The sequence below is a fragment of the Streptomyces luteireticuli genome (assembly GCF_041519305.1).
Taxonomy (GTDB): domain Bacteria; phylum Actinomycetota; class Actinomycetes; order Streptomycetales; family Streptomycetaceae; genus Streptomyces; species Streptomyces luteireticuli.
Genome location: NZ_CP167927.1, coordinates 7,533,637 through 7,547,110, shown reverse-complemented (window position 1 = coordinate 7,547,110; position 13,474 = coordinate 7,533,637). Strand labels below are relative to the sequence as shown.

General features: G+C 71.7%; 18 protein-coding genes. 7 read left to right on the top strand and 11 right to left on the bottom strand.

What is annotated here, in order from left to right; all coding sequences use genetic code 11:
* Nucleotides 1-262: 262 nt before the first annotated feature.
* From AB8735_RS33920 to AB8735_RS33910, 3 genes are all read right to left on the bottom strand, one after another.
* Nucleotides 263-832 carry a peptide deformylase gene (locus tag AB8735_RS33920; protein ID WP_372411486.1) on the bottom strand — a complete coding sequence of 190 codons (570 nt, stop codon included), beginning with the start codon at nucleotides 830-832 and terminating at the stop codon, nucleotides 263-265.
* The gene (locus AB8735_RS33915) at nucleotides 829-1,143 is read right to left on the bottom strand and encodes a hypothetical protein (protein WP_372411485.1); all 315 of its coding nucleotides are present in this window, start codon (nucleotides 1,141-1,143) and stop codon (nucleotides 829-831) included. The genes AB8735_RS33920 and AB8735_RS33915 overlap by 4 nt, the downstream gene beginning before the upstream one ends.
* 184 nt (nucleotides 1,144-1,327) lie before the next feature.
* Complete coding sequence (locus AB8735_RS33910) at nucleotides 1,328-1,723, bottom strand: GNAT family N-acetyltransferase (RefSeq protein WP_372411484.1); 396 nt, start codon at nucleotides 1,721-1,723, stop codon at nucleotides 1,328-1,330.
* A gap of 378 nt (nucleotides 1,724-2,101) precedes the next feature.
* Here AB8735_RS33910 and AB8735_RS33905 point away from each other — a divergent pair, with 378 nt between their 5' ends.
* From AB8735_RS33905 to AB8735_RS33895, 3 genes are all read left to right on the top strand, one after another.
* Nucleotides 2,102-2,359, top strand: a complete 258-nt coding sequence (locus AB8735_RS33905) for a hypothetical protein (protein ID WP_372411483.1) — start codon at nucleotides 2,102-2,104, stop codon at nucleotides 2,357-2,359.
* 49 nt (nucleotides 2,360-2,408) lie between these two features.
* Nucleotides 2,409-2,858 (top strand): DUF523 domain-containing protein, encoded by a 450-nt coding sequence (locus AB8735_RS33900; protein ID WP_372411482.1) that lies wholly within the window; start codon nucleotides 2,409-2,411, stop codon nucleotides 2,856-2,858.
* A 240-nt stretch (nucleotides 2,859-3,098) separates the two neighbouring features.
* Entirely contained in the window at nucleotides 3,099-3,563 is a 465-nt protein-coding gene (locus tag AB8735_RS33895) for a hypothetical protein (RefSeq protein WP_372411481.1), read from the top strand.
* Between the two features lie 67 nt (nucleotides 3,564-3,630).
* Here AB8735_RS33895 and AB8735_RS33890 read toward each other — a convergent pair whose 3' ends face one another.
* Both AB8735_RS33890 and def read right to left on the bottom strand, forming a co-directional pair.
* The gene (locus tag AB8735_RS33890; protein ID WP_372411480.1) at nucleotides 3,631-4,320 is read right to left on the bottom strand and encodes a hypothetical protein; all 690 of its coding nucleotides are present in this window, start codon (nucleotides 4,318-4,320) and stop codon (nucleotides 3,631-3,633) included.
* Nucleotides 4,321-4,345: 25 nt separating this feature from the next.
* Nucleotides 4,346-5,008 carry a peptide deformylase gene (gene def / locus AB8735_RS33885; RefSeq protein ID WP_372411479.1) on the bottom strand — a complete coding sequence of 221 codons (663 nt, stop codon included), beginning with the start codon at nucleotides 5,006-5,008 and terminating at the stop codon, nucleotides 4,346-4,348.
* A gap of 67 nt (nucleotides 5,009-5,075) precedes the next feature.
* Between def and AB8735_RS33880 the strand changes: the two genes are divergently transcribed.
* Entirely contained in the window at nucleotides 5,076-5,621 is a 546-nt protein-coding gene (locus AB8735_RS33880; RefSeq protein WP_372411477.1) for a winged helix-turn-helix domain-containing protein, read from the top strand.
* A 7-nt stretch (nucleotides 5,622-5,628) separates the two neighbouring features.
* Here the strand turns inward: AB8735_RS33880 and AB8735_RS33875 are convergent, their stop codons facing one another.
* Nucleotides 5,629-6,543 carry a DUF1259 domain-containing protein gene (locus AB8735_RS33875; RefSeq protein WP_372411476.1) on the bottom strand — a complete coding sequence of 305 codons (915 nt, stop codon included), beginning with the start codon at nucleotides 6,541-6,543 and terminating at the stop codon, nucleotides 5,629-5,631.
* A gap of 345 nt (nucleotides 6,544-6,888) precedes the next feature.
* On the opposite strand from AB8735_RS33875, the gene AB8735_RS33870 reads away from it, so the two are divergent.
* On the top strand, nucleotides 6,889-8,256 hold the full coding sequence (locus tag AB8735_RS33870; protein WP_372411475.1) for an NAD(P)/FAD-dependent oxidoreductase: 1,368 nt from the start codon (nucleotides 6,889-6,891) through the stop codon (nucleotides 8,254-8,256).
* Nucleotides 8,257-8,278: 22 nt separating this feature from the next.
* Here AB8735_RS33870 and AB8735_RS33865 read toward each other — a convergent pair whose 3' ends face one another.
* Nucleotides 8,279-8,662, bottom strand: coding sequence for a hypothetical protein (locus AB8735_RS33865; RefSeq protein ID WP_372411474.1), 384 nt, complete (start codon nucleotides 8,660-8,662; stop codon nucleotides 8,279-8,281).
* 406 nt (nucleotides 8,663-9,068) lie between these two features.
* Here AB8735_RS33865 and AB8735_RS33860 point away from each other — a divergent pair, with 406 nt between their 5' ends.
* Entirely contained in the window at nucleotides 9,069-9,584 is a 516-nt protein-coding gene (locus AB8735_RS33860) for a GNAT family N-acetyltransferase (RefSeq protein WP_372411473.1), read from the top strand.
* Nucleotides 9,585-9,687: 103 nt separating this feature from the next.
* Here the strand turns inward: AB8735_RS33860 and AB8735_RS33855 are convergent, their stop codons facing one another.
* The 4 genes from AB8735_RS33855 to AB8735_RS33840 all read right to left on the bottom strand — a co-directional run bounded on the left by AB8735_RS33855 (nucleotide 9,688) and on the right by AB8735_RS33840 (nucleotide 12,926).
* Nucleotides 9,688-10,884: an acyltransferase gene (locus tag AB8735_RS33855; protein ID WP_344020786.1), complete on the bottom strand. Its 1,197-nt coding sequence runs from the start codon at nucleotides 10,882-10,884 to the stop codon at nucleotides 9,688-9,690.
* A gap of 157 nt (nucleotides 10,885-11,041) precedes the next feature.
* Nucleotides 11,042-11,944 carry a hypothetical protein gene (locus tag AB8735_RS33850; protein WP_372411472.1) on the bottom strand — a complete coding sequence of 301 codons (903 nt, stop codon included), beginning with the start codon at nucleotides 11,942-11,944 and terminating at the stop codon, nucleotides 11,042-11,044.
* Complete coding sequence (locus tag AB8735_RS33845; protein ID WP_344020790.1) at nucleotides 11,941-12,279, bottom strand: PadR family transcriptional regulator; 339 nt, start codon at nucleotides 12,277-12,279, stop codon at nucleotides 11,941-11,943. The genes AB8735_RS33850 and AB8735_RS33845 overlap by 4 nt, the downstream gene beginning before the upstream one ends.
* A gap of 68 nt (nucleotides 12,280-12,347) precedes the next feature.
* A complete protein-coding gene (locus tag AB8735_RS33840; protein ID WP_372411471.1) occupies nucleotides 12,348-12,926 on the bottom strand; it encodes a sugar O-acetyltransferase in 579 nt (192 codons plus the stop codon).
* A 154-nt stretch (nucleotides 12,927-13,080) separates the two neighbouring features.
* Here AB8735_RS33840 and AB8735_RS33835 point away from each other — a divergent pair, with 154 nt between their 5' ends.
* Nucleotides 13,081-13,461 (top strand): nuclear transport factor 2 family protein, encoded by a 381-nt coding sequence (locus AB8735_RS33835; protein WP_372411470.1) that lies wholly within the window; start codon nucleotides 13,081-13,083, stop codon nucleotides 13,459-13,461.
* Nucleotides 13,462-13,474: the final 13 nt, after the last annotated feature.

Genomic DNA, 13,474 nt, shown 5'->3' with positions numbered 1-13,474 from the left:
CCGAGGTCGCACTCACGGCACCGGTCTACGCACGCGGGTGCGTATCGCCCGTGGTCACAGTCGGTGTAGTTGTCGTCCGGGACGGCCGGGAGAGCGGCGTCGTAGGCGGGGTGTCCGGCGAGGTGAGGGCGGGCCGATGGGCAGGCAGAGAGGCTGGCCGCCGGTTTTGCGATAGTCGATCCATTCGGGGACGCCGACTTCGAAGGCACCGCCGGGCAGTTCGTCGTGCTGCGCCGAGATGCTGGCCCGCCGCCTCAGGTTGCTACTGCTCGTAGGCCCAGGTGCGGCCGGTCTGGCGGTATTGCTCGACGGGGATGGGGGAGACTCCGCTTCGCATCCGGGCCGTGTAGAGCAGCCCGTCGAGGTGGTCGATCTCATGGGCGACGAGCCTGGCGAGGCCACATTCGTACACCGTGGTGGCCTCGGTGCCGTCCAGGGCAGTGGTCGTCACCGTAATCGCCAGGGGGCGGGGGACCATGCCGCGGACATCGAAGAAGGACAGGCAGCCCTCGTACTGCTCGTCCGTCTCGTCGGAGTGGGCGGTGATGCGCGGGTTGAGCAGGACGATCGCCGCCGCGATGGGGTCAGCGGGCTGGACGACGGCCGCCGCCCGGGCGATGCCGATCTGCGGGGCCGCGATGCCCATGCCCTTGGCGAAGGGATGGACGCGCGCGATCCGCTCCATAGCAGCGAACAGCGTTTCGACGGTCTGCTCGGCAGTGCCCTTCTCGTCCGGCAGGTCGAAGCGGTGGGCTGCCTCGGCGAGGACGGCGGCGCCGTACTGCACGACGCCGAGGTCACGCATCTGCTCGCTGGGCCGCACCGTTGTCACTGGAACTCCTTGTCACTCACGTCGCGTTCGGGCCGGGCCCGGAACCTCCATTCGAGACGGTACCGGGCGTGGAGGGCCGGTGCGGATGTCGTCCAGGAGAACAGCCTGGTCCCGTTCTCGTCCCGCCGGACCGTGGCTGTCCGCAGAGGCGATGCCTCGGCAGTCATCGACGTCTCGGTCCCCCACACGACCGGGTCGAGCACGGCAGGAAAAGCGAGCTGGACCTCCAAGTGCTCGGTGGGCAGCCGTACGGCCCGCTGGAACCACCGGCCATGCTTGGGCGGCCGACCGCCGGGGTTCGGCGGCGGCACGCGAGGCTCAAGGGGTCCCCACTCCATATCGGACAGATCCGTCGCATACGCAGCACGCCGGTCGGCCGGCCACCGCCCACCTCCCCCTGAAAGAGCGACGACCAAGTCACCTGCTCTGAAGTGGACTTATCGAACTCCTTCAACGGCCCCCTGCATGGCCGAGGAGCGATGCGATGAGGCCGGCTCAGAGCGCAATGAACCCCGCGGGCGTGGGCCTGAACCCGCAGGCCTCGAAGTAGAACGACCGCAGGTCGTCCTCGAAGTCGACGTGCAGCCATTCGCATCGGGCCGTACGGGCCTGTCGCGCGGCCTCCGCGACAAGCTCCACCCCGACCCCGGAGCGGCGGTGGGCCGTTGCGACCACGGTGTCCAGGACGAACGCGTGGACGCCGCCGTCCCACACGACGTTCACGAAGCCGACGAGGTCGCCGTCATGGCGTGCACAGACCCAGCCGAGGCTGTGGCGGTGCACCTGGGCCAGCCAATCGACGCCCAGGGTGCGGTGATTGAAACCCTCCGCGTGCAGTGCGTCGAGGGCTGCGTTGTCGAAGTCGCCCCGCCACTCGTATGTGATCGTCATGGCGCGAGCGTAGACCGCCGTCCCCGCCGCGGTCCGTTGCGGGCAGCGGGCCTGCCTGCCGGGCGCGGGACGAAAAAACTAGTGGTGCCGTCCGTGGCCACGGATACAGTGGTGCACACGACGCCGGGCGCCTCCCGGTGCAACAGGCTTCGGATACTTCTCTGGTAATCCGCATTTGCGCGGCTGGGTTCAAATCCCTCAACCCGAAGCCGCTTTGGATCTCGGGAGGCACCGGCGTCTGTTTCCTTCTGCTGGATTCGCCCCTGCGATACGCGAAGCCGGCCGGTCCCCCATGTGGAGCAGCAGACCGGGCGGCCTCTCACACGGACGGCGACACTGAGCAGGTCATGCGTTCAACGGTAGGAGGAGGGCATTCCCATGCGAATACACCAGGTCTCCCGCGTCCTCGGGCCGCTGGCCCTTCTGCTCGCCGTGCCCGCCCTCGGCACCACGCCCGCCACGGCGGCCCCGGAACCGCAACCCGTCACCGATGCGCAGTGCATCGACAATGGCGGGCTACCGACGGAGATCACGACCAATGGGGGCGACTACGACTACGACATCTGCAAAGGCGGCAAGTACGACGGCCTGATCGTCATCGTCCCCGACGACGATAACGACGGCATCTGGCCCTGACGACCACCTGACCGGACTCCCGGCCGCGGCGGCAGGCTAACCTGGCACCGTGGAAGCGATCTTGGTCAGTGCATGCCTGCGGGGCATCCCGTGCCGGTACGACGGACGGCACAAGGCCTCCCCGGAGGTCGAGCAGGCGGTGGCGGGGCATGACGTCGTGGCCTTCTGCCCGGAGGTGGCCGGCGGGCTCGCCACTCCCCGGCGGCCCGCGGAGCTGGTGGGCGGGGACGGACACGACGTACTGGACGGGACGGCCCGGGTCGTGGAGGACACCGGGCGCGACGTGACGGCCGAGTTCGTCGAAGGAGCCCGGCGCGCCCTCGCGGCGGCCCGCCAAGCGGGCTGCACGCAGGCCCTGTTGACGCCGCGCAGCCCCTCGTGCGGGCGGGGGTCGGTCTACGACGGGTCGTTCACCGGCAGACCGGTGGCAGGCGACGGCGTCACCGCGGCCCTCCTCGAGCGGAACGGCATCGGCGTACGGCCCGCGCCGGGGGCGTGAACCGCCTGCGGGAGCAGGACAGTTCCGGTGTTCCGGCGAACGGTTCCCCGGACAGGACACGGGTGGTGCGCCTGGGCATTCCCGTGTCCACAGCGGCCAGTTGGCCAATACAGCGATGCGAACGCGTCATTTCCCCCGATCGTCGAACCTTCATCCAGTCATGCGGTGGCAGACTGCGGTCCGCCGTCCCCGGCGGGGAAGCCGGTGGACGACCGACTCGGCGAAAGGAGGGCCCTCCTCATGAAGAAGAGGGTCAGCGCACTTCTCGCAGTAGCCACACTCGCCACCCTGACACTCGCCGGCCAGGCCGGCGCCGCACCGTCCATACACAGCTCGGTGAACGACGCGAGATCCACGACCACGGCAAGAATCAAGGCCACGCAGATCCTGGACGCGCCCGCCGTGCTGGAGCGGGGCCAGTCCTGGAGCTCCGACACGGCCACGCTGGTCATGCAGACGGACGGCAACCTCGTCGTGTACGACGAGTTCGGCCGGGCCCGTTGGGACGCCTCCACCGTCAACAGGGGCTGGCGGGCCGTCTTCCAGACCGACGGCAACTTCGTCGTCTACACCCGCTCCGGACAGGCGGCGTGGAACTCGAAGACCGCCGGGCACCCGGGGTCCCGGCTCGCCGTCCAGGACGACGGCAACGTCGTGATCTATGACGGCAGTCAGGCCATCTGGAATACGCGCACGGCGCACTGATCAAGGCTGTCGGCGGACCGACCGGAGGACGGTCGGTCCGCCGACGGCGTACGGCCCCACGTCCATGTCACCGGCAGCCGGGTGGGCGGAGTTCCCTTCCGAGCCATCCCTGCAACCACTCCCCGGCCTCCTCCTCCAACTGCGCGGCGTCCCGCCCGTCGACGTCCACCACCAGGACCTTCCACCCCGTCGCCGCCAGCACGCGCAGGGTGAGGGCGCTCTCCCGCCGCAGATGACCGGCCGCGGACTCCAGGTCCCGGACGGAACCGGTGCCCGGGGAGCTGCGGAGCCTGTCGACGTACCAGTCCGCCCACTGCGGTCCTTCGCGCTCGACCGCCCGCCGCAGGGCGGCTTCCGGGTCGTCCCGGACGTAGACGACGCAGACGCGCGTCGGCTCCACGGCCCCGGCCACGTCCCGGACGGTCCGGGCGATCTCCGTCTCGTCATGTCCCCAGGCCACCAGCGAGGGAACGAACGGGAGCAGCGCGTCCGTCACCAGCACGTCCACTCCGTCGGCCCGCGCCTCCTCCACGTAGGAGCGGGTGGCTGCGACCAGGGTCGCGGGCCGTACCGCGCGGGCCCCTCCGGCGAACTCCTCGGCCACGGGGCGGAAGGCGGGGCGGGTGAGGACCTCCGCCTCCTCGAAGTGATCGACCACGACTCCCGTCGCGGCGATCCGGGCGGTCAGGGCGCGGCAGAGGGTCGACTTTCCCACGCCGGGGGCGCTGCCCGCCACCGCTATCAAGTGCTGCGTCATCGCAGCAGCCTGTCACATCCGGCGATCAGGCACCCCGGCGGCCCAACTCGTCGGCCCTGGCGGCCCGTCGCGCGAAGACCTCGTCCCGCCGGGCCTCCATCTGTCGCAGCGCGTCCTTGCGGTCCCGGGTGGAGAGGCGGTCGAGGTACGTGTGGCCGACGAGGTGGTCGGTCTCGTGCTGCAGGCAGCGGGCGAAGTAGCCCGTGCCCTCGATGACGAGGGGGTTGCCGTCCCTGTCGAAGCCGCGGACGACGGCACGGTCGGCGCGGGGGACGTCCTTGGTCGCTCCGGGTACGGACAGGCAGCCCTCGCCGTCGTCGATGAGCCGACGGTCGCCCGGATCGGGCTCGTCCAGAACCGGGTTGACGATGTGGCCGACGTGCCGGATCCCGTCCTCGTCCGGGCAGTCGTAGACGAACAACCGCAGATCGACATCGACTTGGTTGGCGGCGAGGCCGGCGCCGTCGGCCACGTGCATCGTCAGGAACATGTCGTCGATCAGCGCCGACAGCTCCGGGGTCCCGAACTCGGTCACCTCCCGGCACGGGCGGCTGAGGACCTCCTCGCCGATCACCGTGATCCGGCGCACGGATCCTCGCTCCGCCTCCGGCGGCAGTGCCGGATACGTGTCGACGGGACGGCCCTGGAGACGGACACGGGCACCGGACTGGTCATGACGGACGGGCATCGCTGGTTCCCCCCACATTTCTTCTTCTTGCTTGCCACAGGCTTTGCAAAGTAGCAGACTTTGCAAAGTGACCGAAGAACAACTGCGCCTGCACGAGGTCCGCACCGCCCTGCTGGACCTGCTCGCCGAGGTCGGCACGGTCACGGCGACCGAAGCCGCCGGTCGGCTGGGCTACAGCTCGGGGCTCTGCTCGTTCCACCTGCGGCAGCTCGCCCGCCACGGATACGTGGAGGAGGCTCCCCACGCGGGGGGCCGCGCCCGCCCGTGGCGTCTCCGGCAGCAGCACTCCACCGAAGCGACCGAAGCGACCGTGCAGGACGACGGGTTCGAGGCGCGGGCCCGCGCGCTGGAGGACGAGAGCTGGCAGCAGTGGCTCGCCCGGCGGGACCGGGCACCCGCCGACTGGCGCCGCGACGAGGCGTTCAGCGCCATCTCCTACCTGACCCCGGAGGAGATGAGCCGGGTCGCCGAAACGATCCGCCGGGCGCTCGCCCCGTACCGGGACCGCGAACACCGCCCCCTGGCCCGCCCCGAGGGCGCCCTCCCGGTGGCCCTCGTCGCCCGGCTGTTCCCTCTGCTCCCCCACGCGGAGCCCGACGGGGACGAAAACTGATCCTGAGTCAGTCCGGCGCGGCGGGCGAGGAGTTGGTGTGGCGGATGGCCGTACGGAGGTGACCGGCCAGGCGGACGGGATCGCCGACGGCCCACAGGTGGAAGTAGAACAGGCGCGGCTGGTCGGTGAGCATATGGCTGTGGAAGGCCACGATCTCGATCCCGCCGCGCCGCAACGCCTTCGTCACGGCGGACACTTCATGGGCGGTCACGGCGATGTCGCCGTTCAGCAGGGCCTTGCCGCCGCCGAGGGGCTGGAAGATCAGGGCGCTGGTGCTGCCCGTCATCCTGGGCAGGACGCGGTCGTGGTCGGCCACGGTCTCCCTGCGGGCGTAGGTGACCTTGTAGACCTTGCCCTGCGCCCTTCCCGCGGCTCCCAGCGCCCTGTCGATGGCCGATTTGTCCAGCTCCAGGGTCACCTTGTGGGGGGTGCCCTTCACGTGCGGTGTGCCGGTGACGTCCAGGACGGCGCGCAGCCCGCGGGCCAGGGCCAGCGGGTCCCGGCCCATGCCGTGGAAGTGCAGCCACCACAACGGGGGGCTATGGGCCGGGAGGTGTTCGTGGAGGGACGTCTGGGCCAGGCCGTGGGCGACCAGCGCGTCGTGCACCTTCCGTACCTCGGGCTCGGTGAGCGCGAGTTCGCCCATCATCATCGTCTGCCGGTCGGGGTAACGGATGAAGGAGACGAACGAACCGATCGCCGCGACCCGGTGCCCCTGGCAGACCACCTTCAGGTCGGCGCGGGGGAACCCGATCCCGTAGGCCCGGCGGTCCACGACCCGCCCGGGGTGGCCGAGCACGGCCGCCACTCCCCGCCAGTCGGACTCCTTGGTGACGGACGGCCGGACCGGCGCCCGGTGGCGCGCCTGCGCCTCCGCGGCGTCCGTCGCCGTAAAAAACCCCGTCGCAAAGATCCCCGTCACGAGGAGCACGGACGCCAGGACGGCCGGCCACGCCGGACACCTCCGCGCCCGTCCCCACGCCCCGCTGCCCGCACCACGCGCCCGACTGCCCACCATCCGTACCTCCGTCTCGGCTTCCTCCCGTGCCATCTCCCATGCCATGCCGTGATTCCGCGGAACGCGACACGGAGGCGGCCGTTCGGAGGGAGACCGGTCACCGGTCGCACCCCCGATGGAGCAGCACCGCCTGCACCACCGCCCGGGGGAACGTAGGAAGGACACAGACGGACGAGCCGCACGGCGAGGAGGCCGCGATGTACGCCCCGAACGTCCTGAACACCTTGGAACTCACCGGGGAGCCCGCCGGTGTCGCATGACCTGACGGACGGCCGGATCGTCGTCGTCGGCGCCTCGCTGGCGGGGCTGCGGGCCGCGGAGGCGCTGCGCGAGGAGGGCTTCGCCGGTGAGCTGACCGTGGTCGGCGACGAGCCCCATCCCCCGTACGACCGGCCGCCGTTGTCCAAGCAGGTGCTGCTGGGGCGGGCGCGCGCCGGGCAGTGCACCCTGCCGGCCCGCCGGGACACGGGCGCGCGGTGGAAGCTGGGCGTACGGGCCACGGGCCTGGACGCGGACGGCAAGCGGGTGCTCCTCGCCGACGGTGAGCAACTCCCCTACGACCGGCTGCTGATCACCACCGGGACCCGGGCCCGCCCCTGGCCGAACCGCGAAGAGGGCGCGCTGGACGGTGTGTTCACCGTACGGACCGTCGAGGACGCGGAACGCCTGTCCGAACGGCTGGACGCCGGGCCGCGCCGCGTGCTGGTGATCGGCGCCGGGTTCACCGGCTCGGAGATCGCCTCCGCCTGCCGGGAACGCGGCCTGGCCGTGACCGTGGCCGAACGCGGCCGCGCGCCGCTGATCGGCGCGCTGGGCGGGACGGTCGCCTCCTGGGCCACGGAGCTGCACCGCTCGCACGGCGTGGACCTGCGCTGCGGGGTGACGGTCACCTCGCTCAAGGGCAGCGGCGGCCGGCTGAGTGGGGCCGAACTCTCCGACGGCAGCACCCTGGACGCCGACATCGCCGTCGTCGCGCTCGGCGCGGTCCGCAACACCGAGTGGCTGGCGGGATCGGGGCTCGCCGCCGGGCCCAAGGGCGTGGCCTGCGACGCCGGGTGCCGGGTCGTCGACATGTACGGCATCGTCACCGACGACGTCTTCGTCGCGGGCGATGTGTCCCGCTTCCCGCACCCGCTCTTCGAGTACCAGTTCCTCGCCCTGGAGCACTGGGGCAACGCGGTCGCCCAGGCCGAGGTCGCCGCGCACAACATGGTCCACCGGGGCGCGCACAAGCGGCCGCACCTGTCCGTGCCCGCCTTCTGGTCCAGCCAGTTCGGGCTCAACATCAAGTCCGTGGGCGTGCCCACCTTCTCCGACCAGGTCGTGCTCGCGCAGGGTGCCCCCGGGGACCGCCGGCTGGTCGCGGTGTACGGCTACCGGGGGCGCGTCACGGCCGCGGTGACGGTCAACCGCGCCAAGTCGCTGGAGCACTACGAGGAGTTGATCCGGACCGCGGCCCCGTTCCCGCCCGGGCCCGGCGCCTCCGACTACGTGGCGGGCAACGAGCCGATGCCGTCCGACGTGCCGGACCCCAAGGTGCTCTCGCACGGCCCGACCGTCGCCCTCACCGGCCATCTCCCCGACCGGCGCCTGGTGATGGTGCGCCCCGGCGGCTGAACGCACCGCGCGAGGCCCGGGATCAGTCGGCCGGCCCCGGCCGCATGTGCCGCCTGCGCAGGGCCGCCACGCCCGCCACCGCCGCGCCGAGCGGCATCAGCACGGCCGCCGCGAACGGCAGCCACGGCGTGCCCTCGCCCCGGGCCCAGCCGGAGATCAGGCCCGCCCACAGGACCACGACGGCGGGGAGCACCATCCAGTTCGCGACGGTCCCGGTCCGGGCGGCCGCACGGACACGGCCGTGGGCCCGCAGCATCTCCCCTGCCGCCTGCGGGCCGACCACCAGCAGCAAGGCGGCACTGGACCAGTCCAGCCCCTCGCCACGGCTCCAGTCCACGACGATGCTCACCCCCAGAAGGGTCATCACGACGGCGAAGACCCAGGCCCTGCCCTTCTTCGCGGCCATGCCGCTCACCCCCTGTCCCCGTGCCCCGGTCCGTCTGCCATGCGGGGAGCATACGCACAGGTCAGCCCAACGGTGCCCCCCGTCCGGGGACAGCCGGGGGGAAGATCGACAGCGGCCCGGCTGCTCCATCCGTGTGTTAGGTTTGACGAGTACGTGCTGATCCACATGTGAGGACGAAAAGGGAGGTGGGGCTGATGACCGCGCCGAAGGCCACTGCACAGCGCAGCGCCCGGACCGCCCTCACGTCCCGGGCGACGGCCTGAGCCAGTCGTCCCGCCTCTCAGGGATCACCTCACAGGGATCACCTCACAGGGATCACCTCACAGGGGCCGCCTCGCCGGGAGCGTGAGCTCGCGAGGCACCTTCCTTGCACGTACCTCACCATGAAACGGATCGTCATCCCGTCATGCGTACCCGTAACCAGTGGATCACCCGCGCCGAGACCGGCGCCGACATCCCCGCCATCCGCGAGATCGTCCTCGCCGCCTTCGACACCCCGTCGGAGGCCGGCCTCGTCGACGCGCTGCGCGCCGACTCCTCCTGGATCGACGGTCTGTCCCTCGTCAGCACCGACGAGCACGGCACCGTCGTCGGCCACGCCCTGCTGACCCGCTGCCACATCGGCGACGCCCCGGCCCTGTGCCTGGCCCCCGTCGCCGTCCGGCCCGAGTACCAGAGGAGCGGCGCCGGTTCCGCCGCCGTCCGCGCCGCGCTCGCCGCGGCCGGGGCGATGGGCGAGCACTGCGTCACCGTCCTCGGACATCCGGCGTACTACCCGCGCTTCGGCTTCACCCGCGCCTCCCTGCACGGGATCGGCGTGACCTTCGACGTCCCGGACGAGGCCCTGATGGCCCTCGGCCTGGACCCGGACCGTCCGCTGCCCGCCGGAACCATCCGCTACGCGGCTCCCTTCGGGGTCTGACCGGTCCGACGGATCCCGTCGGCATGATGCCCGCCGCCGCGGGCCGGGAGCACTCCCGGCCCGCGGCGGCGGTGCGCTGTGCTGCGCAACACGGGGGCTGGGCTCACCCTTCTTCCGCCGACGGGCGGGGAGCGATCGGCGGTGCGGGCCGGTTCGGCTCGGTGCGGCCGGGATCAAGGGCGGCGGTGAGATGGCGGCGCAGGAGGCGGCCGAGTTCGCGGTCGACCAGGCGGTTCAGCACGGCGGCCAGCAGCAGGGAGAGGAAGAGCCCGAGGCCGATCGAGGGGAGCAGGCCGAGACCGGGGAGCGTTTTGAGGATGCCGCGGGTGGCGGGTATGCCCAGGCTCTGGTGGACCAGGTAGAAGGGGTAGGTCAGGGCGCCGGCGTAGACGAGGGGGCGCCATTGGAGGTGGCGCAGCGGTCCGGGGCCGGCCAGGGCGAGCAGGACGAGGAAGCCGGTGAGGACGGCCGCGCCGACTGCCCAGTTGGAGTTGGTGTGTGTGGCGACGCGGTCGTCCAGGACGGTCAGGGTGTAGCACCAGGCGAAGCCGGCCAGCAGCCACAGGAGCAGGTTGGGTCCGAAGCGGTGCATCAGGTAGAGCGCGATGCCGGTCACGAAGAGTCCGGCGTACTGGCTGAGCAGGATCTCGTCCAGGACGGTGGAGTGCAGTTCGCGGCCGATGGACGCCAGGACGAGCCAGAGGAAACCGAAGGCCACCGCGCGCCGGTAGGTCAGGCCGATCAGCAGCAGCGCGCCCATGAGGAGGTAGAAGCGGGCTTCCACCCATAGCGTCCAGGCGACACCGGCGGTGAAATCCAGGCCGAGCGGGCGGGGAATCATCGTCAGGTTGCCCAGGGTGGTGCGCAGGTCCGTGGGCGCCCCCGACCGCTGTCCGGCGAGCACGGTGACCGTGCCGGCGGCGACGATGAGCAGGACGACGGCCCAGTACAGCGGGAAGAGCCGGGCGATACGGGAGACGGCGAACTGCGCCGGGGTGCGGCCCCAGCAGCTCATGCAGATGACGAAGCCGCTGATCAGGAAGAACGCCTCGACGCCGAGCCAGCCGTAGCCGCTGATCGCGTGCAGCAGCGGTGCTGCCTGCGGGAGGTCGTAGGCCTCGCCCCAGAAGCGGGGGGTCGGGGTGCCGAGGTAGTGGTAAGCGGCCACGGCTGCGGCTGCGAGCAGCCGCAGCCCGTCGACCGCGGCCAGGCGCCCGCCCCCGGCCGACGGGCGGGGTATGCGCTGCCCGACGGCCCGGAACAGGCCGCGGGCAGCTCGGGTGGGTACGGAAATGGGCATGGCAAGTCCTGTGGCCAGGCGGCCGGTCGAAGAGGGCCGTCCGTAGAGGGAGCTGTCCGTAGGGGGAAGAGAGGGGGACGAGAGAGGGGTGCCTCCTGATCGCCGGACCTCACGGTCCGCCCCTCTGCGTCCCATCAGTTCGGCAACCTGCCGGTGTTCAGGCGGGGTTCACCGTGTCGGAGCCGCTGCCACGCCGTAGCCGCAGGACCGTGGCGGTGGCGGCGAGGGCGCCGAGGAGCGCCAGGATCTCCTCGTCCCGCACCCACCCGGAGAAGTACATCGTGACGATGAACGGCGCGGCGGCGCAGGCGAGTTGAGCGGTGGTGCGGATTCCGGCGAAGGCCCGGCGGCCCGCCAGGAACAGGGCCGCGGCCATCGGGACGCCGAACCGCCAGGGGAAGAGCAGCCCGATCCCGAGCGGGTCGATGACGACGACCGCGCCCACCAGAAGGACGGCCCACACCACCACCGCGACCATCCCCGCCGCGCCGCGCACCCGGCGGGCCGGGCGCAGGTCGGGCGGGCAGGCCAGCGGGAGCGCGGCGATCAGGACCGGCGCGAGCAGGAAGCCCACGAGTTCCCACCGCAGGTCGGGCGGCATGCGCCAGATCGGGTAGAAGAAGGTCACCGAGCTGCCCGCCGCCCCGGCGACCGCGCACAGCACCCCGGGGAGGTGGCGCCCGGCCAGCGCGACCACCGCGCCGATCAAGGTCAGCAGGTAGCAGCCGTTCATGAGGGTCATGAACGCGCTCACGCGGTCGGGGGTGCCCGCGGCGCGCATGACGTACCAGTCTCCGGCACTCCCGATGAGGTTGAAGGCGGCGTAGGTGGCCGTCGCGGCCAGGGCGAAGGGGGCGACGGCGGCGAAGAGCCGTCCGCCCGGGTGCGCGGAGCCGAGGCCGAGGCGCAGTCGCACGGCGTGCGCGGCGATGTCGGCGGCCTCACGGAGCCGGGCGCGTCGGCCCGCCCCTTCGGTCGCTTCCCGGTAGGACTCGGCTATCTCGTCGCCGAAGGCGCGGCGGAAGCCGGCCGGATACAGGTGCAGCAGGACGGGGTTCACGCGGTGGCCGCCTTGCCCGTGGCGCCCAGGCGCCGTGTGGCCTCGCGCGCGGTGGCCGCGATCCGCTCGGCCTCGGCGGCCAGGGCCGTACGGCCGGGAGCGGTCAGGGTGTAGGTGCGCCGCAGCCGGCTGTCGACGACCTCCTCCTTGTGCACCTCGATCAGCCCCTGCTGCAGCAGACGCTCCAGCGCCCCGTACAGCGTGCCGGTCCGCATCTTCACCCGCCCGCCGGAGATCGACTCCACCTCGCGCGCGATCGCGTAACCGTGCCGCGGCTCGTCGGCGAGGGCGGTGAGGAGGAGCAGGGTCGGTTCCTGCATCGCACGGTCAGTCATGTCACCACCATATGTCATTCACCGGCATATGCTGAAAACCGTCCGCTGAGAACCGTCCGTCGCCCCGGTCATCGCCCCGCCCGGTCCGTCCCGTCGAGCGGGCGCACCACCCGGGCGGGGTTGCCCACCGCCAGGACGCCGGGCGGCAGATCGCGGGTGACCACGGATCCCGCGCCCACGACCGTGTTCTCGCCGACCGTCACCCCGGGGCAGACGATCACTCCCCCGCCGAGCCAGACGTTGTCGCCGATCGTCACCGGCAGGGCCTTCTCCCAGCCCTCCCGTCGGCGTTCGGGTTCCATCGCGTGCGTGGGGGTGAGCAGTTGGACGTTCGGGCCGATCTGGACGTCCGCGCCGACGGTGATGGGGGCGGCGTCGAGGAAGACGGCGCCGAAGTTGACGAACGTCCCCGCGCCGACGTGGATGTGGTAACCGAAGTCGCACCGGAAGGGGGCCCTGATCCGCACCCCTTCGCCCACGGAGCCGAGGAGTCGTACGAGCAGCGCGTGGCGCTCCTCGGGGGAGGCCAGGGTGGCCGCGTCGTACGCCGCGCAGAGCTCCGCGCGACGCCGGGTGTCGGCGGCGAGTTCGGGATCGTCGGGCAGATACCAATCCCCGGCCAGCATGCGGTCCTTGTTCCGTCCCATGGACTCCCTTTCATGGTCGTCGTCGGCGCGGTCGGCCGAGATCCGTCTCGTTCCGTGGCCCGGACGCGGCCATGATGGCCGCGAGGCGCTGTCGGTGCGATCGACGTAACGTGGTCGCTGTGCGCAGCGTTCCCGCACGAAGAAAGGGAATTCCGTGTCCGACGCCGACGTCGTCCGCCGCATGTATGCCGCCAAGGGGGACCGGGAGGTCCTCCGGTCGGTCATCGCCGAGGACGCCGAGTACGACATCGCCGAGGGCTTCCCCAACGGCGGCGTCTACCACGGTCTCGACAGCATCGTCGACGACTTCTTCTCCTTCACCGGCGACTTCGACGAATTCCGGGCCGAGGGCGACGAGTTCTGGGAGGCCGACGGCACGGTGTTCGTGCTGGGCCGCTACCACGGCCGGGCCAGGAGCACCGGCGCTCCCTTCACCTCCCGCTTCGCGCATGTCTTCACCCTGCGCGACGGCAGGATCGTCCGTCTCCGGCAGACCGCGGACACGGTGCAGATCGCCCGCGCCCTGGGGCGCTGACGCGCACCGCCTC

What these genes read in the sequence shown, in the direction of transcription:
- AB8735_RS33910 (WP_372411484.1), bottom strand. Translation starts at nt 1,723, where the DNA reads ATGACGATCACATACGAGTGGCGGGGCGACTTCGACAACGCAGCCCTC.
- def (WP_372411479.1), bottom strand. Translation starts at nt 5,008, where the DNA reads ATGCCCGTCCGTCATGACCAGTCCGGTGCCCGTGTCCGTCTCCAGGGC.
- AB8735_RS33895 (WP_372411481.1), top strand. Translation starts at nt 3,099, where the DNA reads ATGAAGAAGAGGGTCAGCGCACTTCTCGCAGTAGCCACACTCGCCACC.
- AB8735_RS33855 (WP_344020786.1), bottom strand. Translation starts at nt 10,884, where the DNA reads ATGCCCATTTCCGTACCCACCCGAGCTGCCCGCGGCCTGTTCCGGGCC.
- AB8735_RS33865 (WP_372411474.1), bottom strand. Translation starts at nt 8,662, where the DNA reads ATGGCCGCGAAGAAGGGCAGGGCCTGGGTCTTCGCCGTCGTGATGACC.
- AB8735_RS33890 (WP_372411480.1), bottom strand. Translation starts at nt 4,320, where the DNA reads ATGACGCAGCACTTGATAGCGGTGGCGGGCAGCGCCCCCGGCGTGGGA.
- AB8735_RS33860 (WP_372411473.1), top strand. Translation starts at nt 9,069, where the DNA reads ATGCGTACCCGTAACCAGTGGATCACCCGCGCCGAGACCGGCGCCGAC.
- AB8735_RS33840 (WP_372411471.1), bottom strand. Translation starts at nt 12,926, where the DNA reads ATGGGACGGAACAAGGACCGCATGCTGGCCGGGGATTGGTATCTGCCC.
- AB8735_RS33845 (WP_344020790.1), bottom strand. Translation starts at nt 12,279, where the DNA reads ATGACTGACCGTGCGATGCAGGAACCGACCCTGCTCCTCCTCACCGCC.
- AB8735_RS33905 (WP_372411483.1), top strand. Translation starts at nt 2,102, where the DNA reads ATGCGAATACACCAGGTCTCCCGCGTCCTCGGGCCGCTGGCCCTTCTG.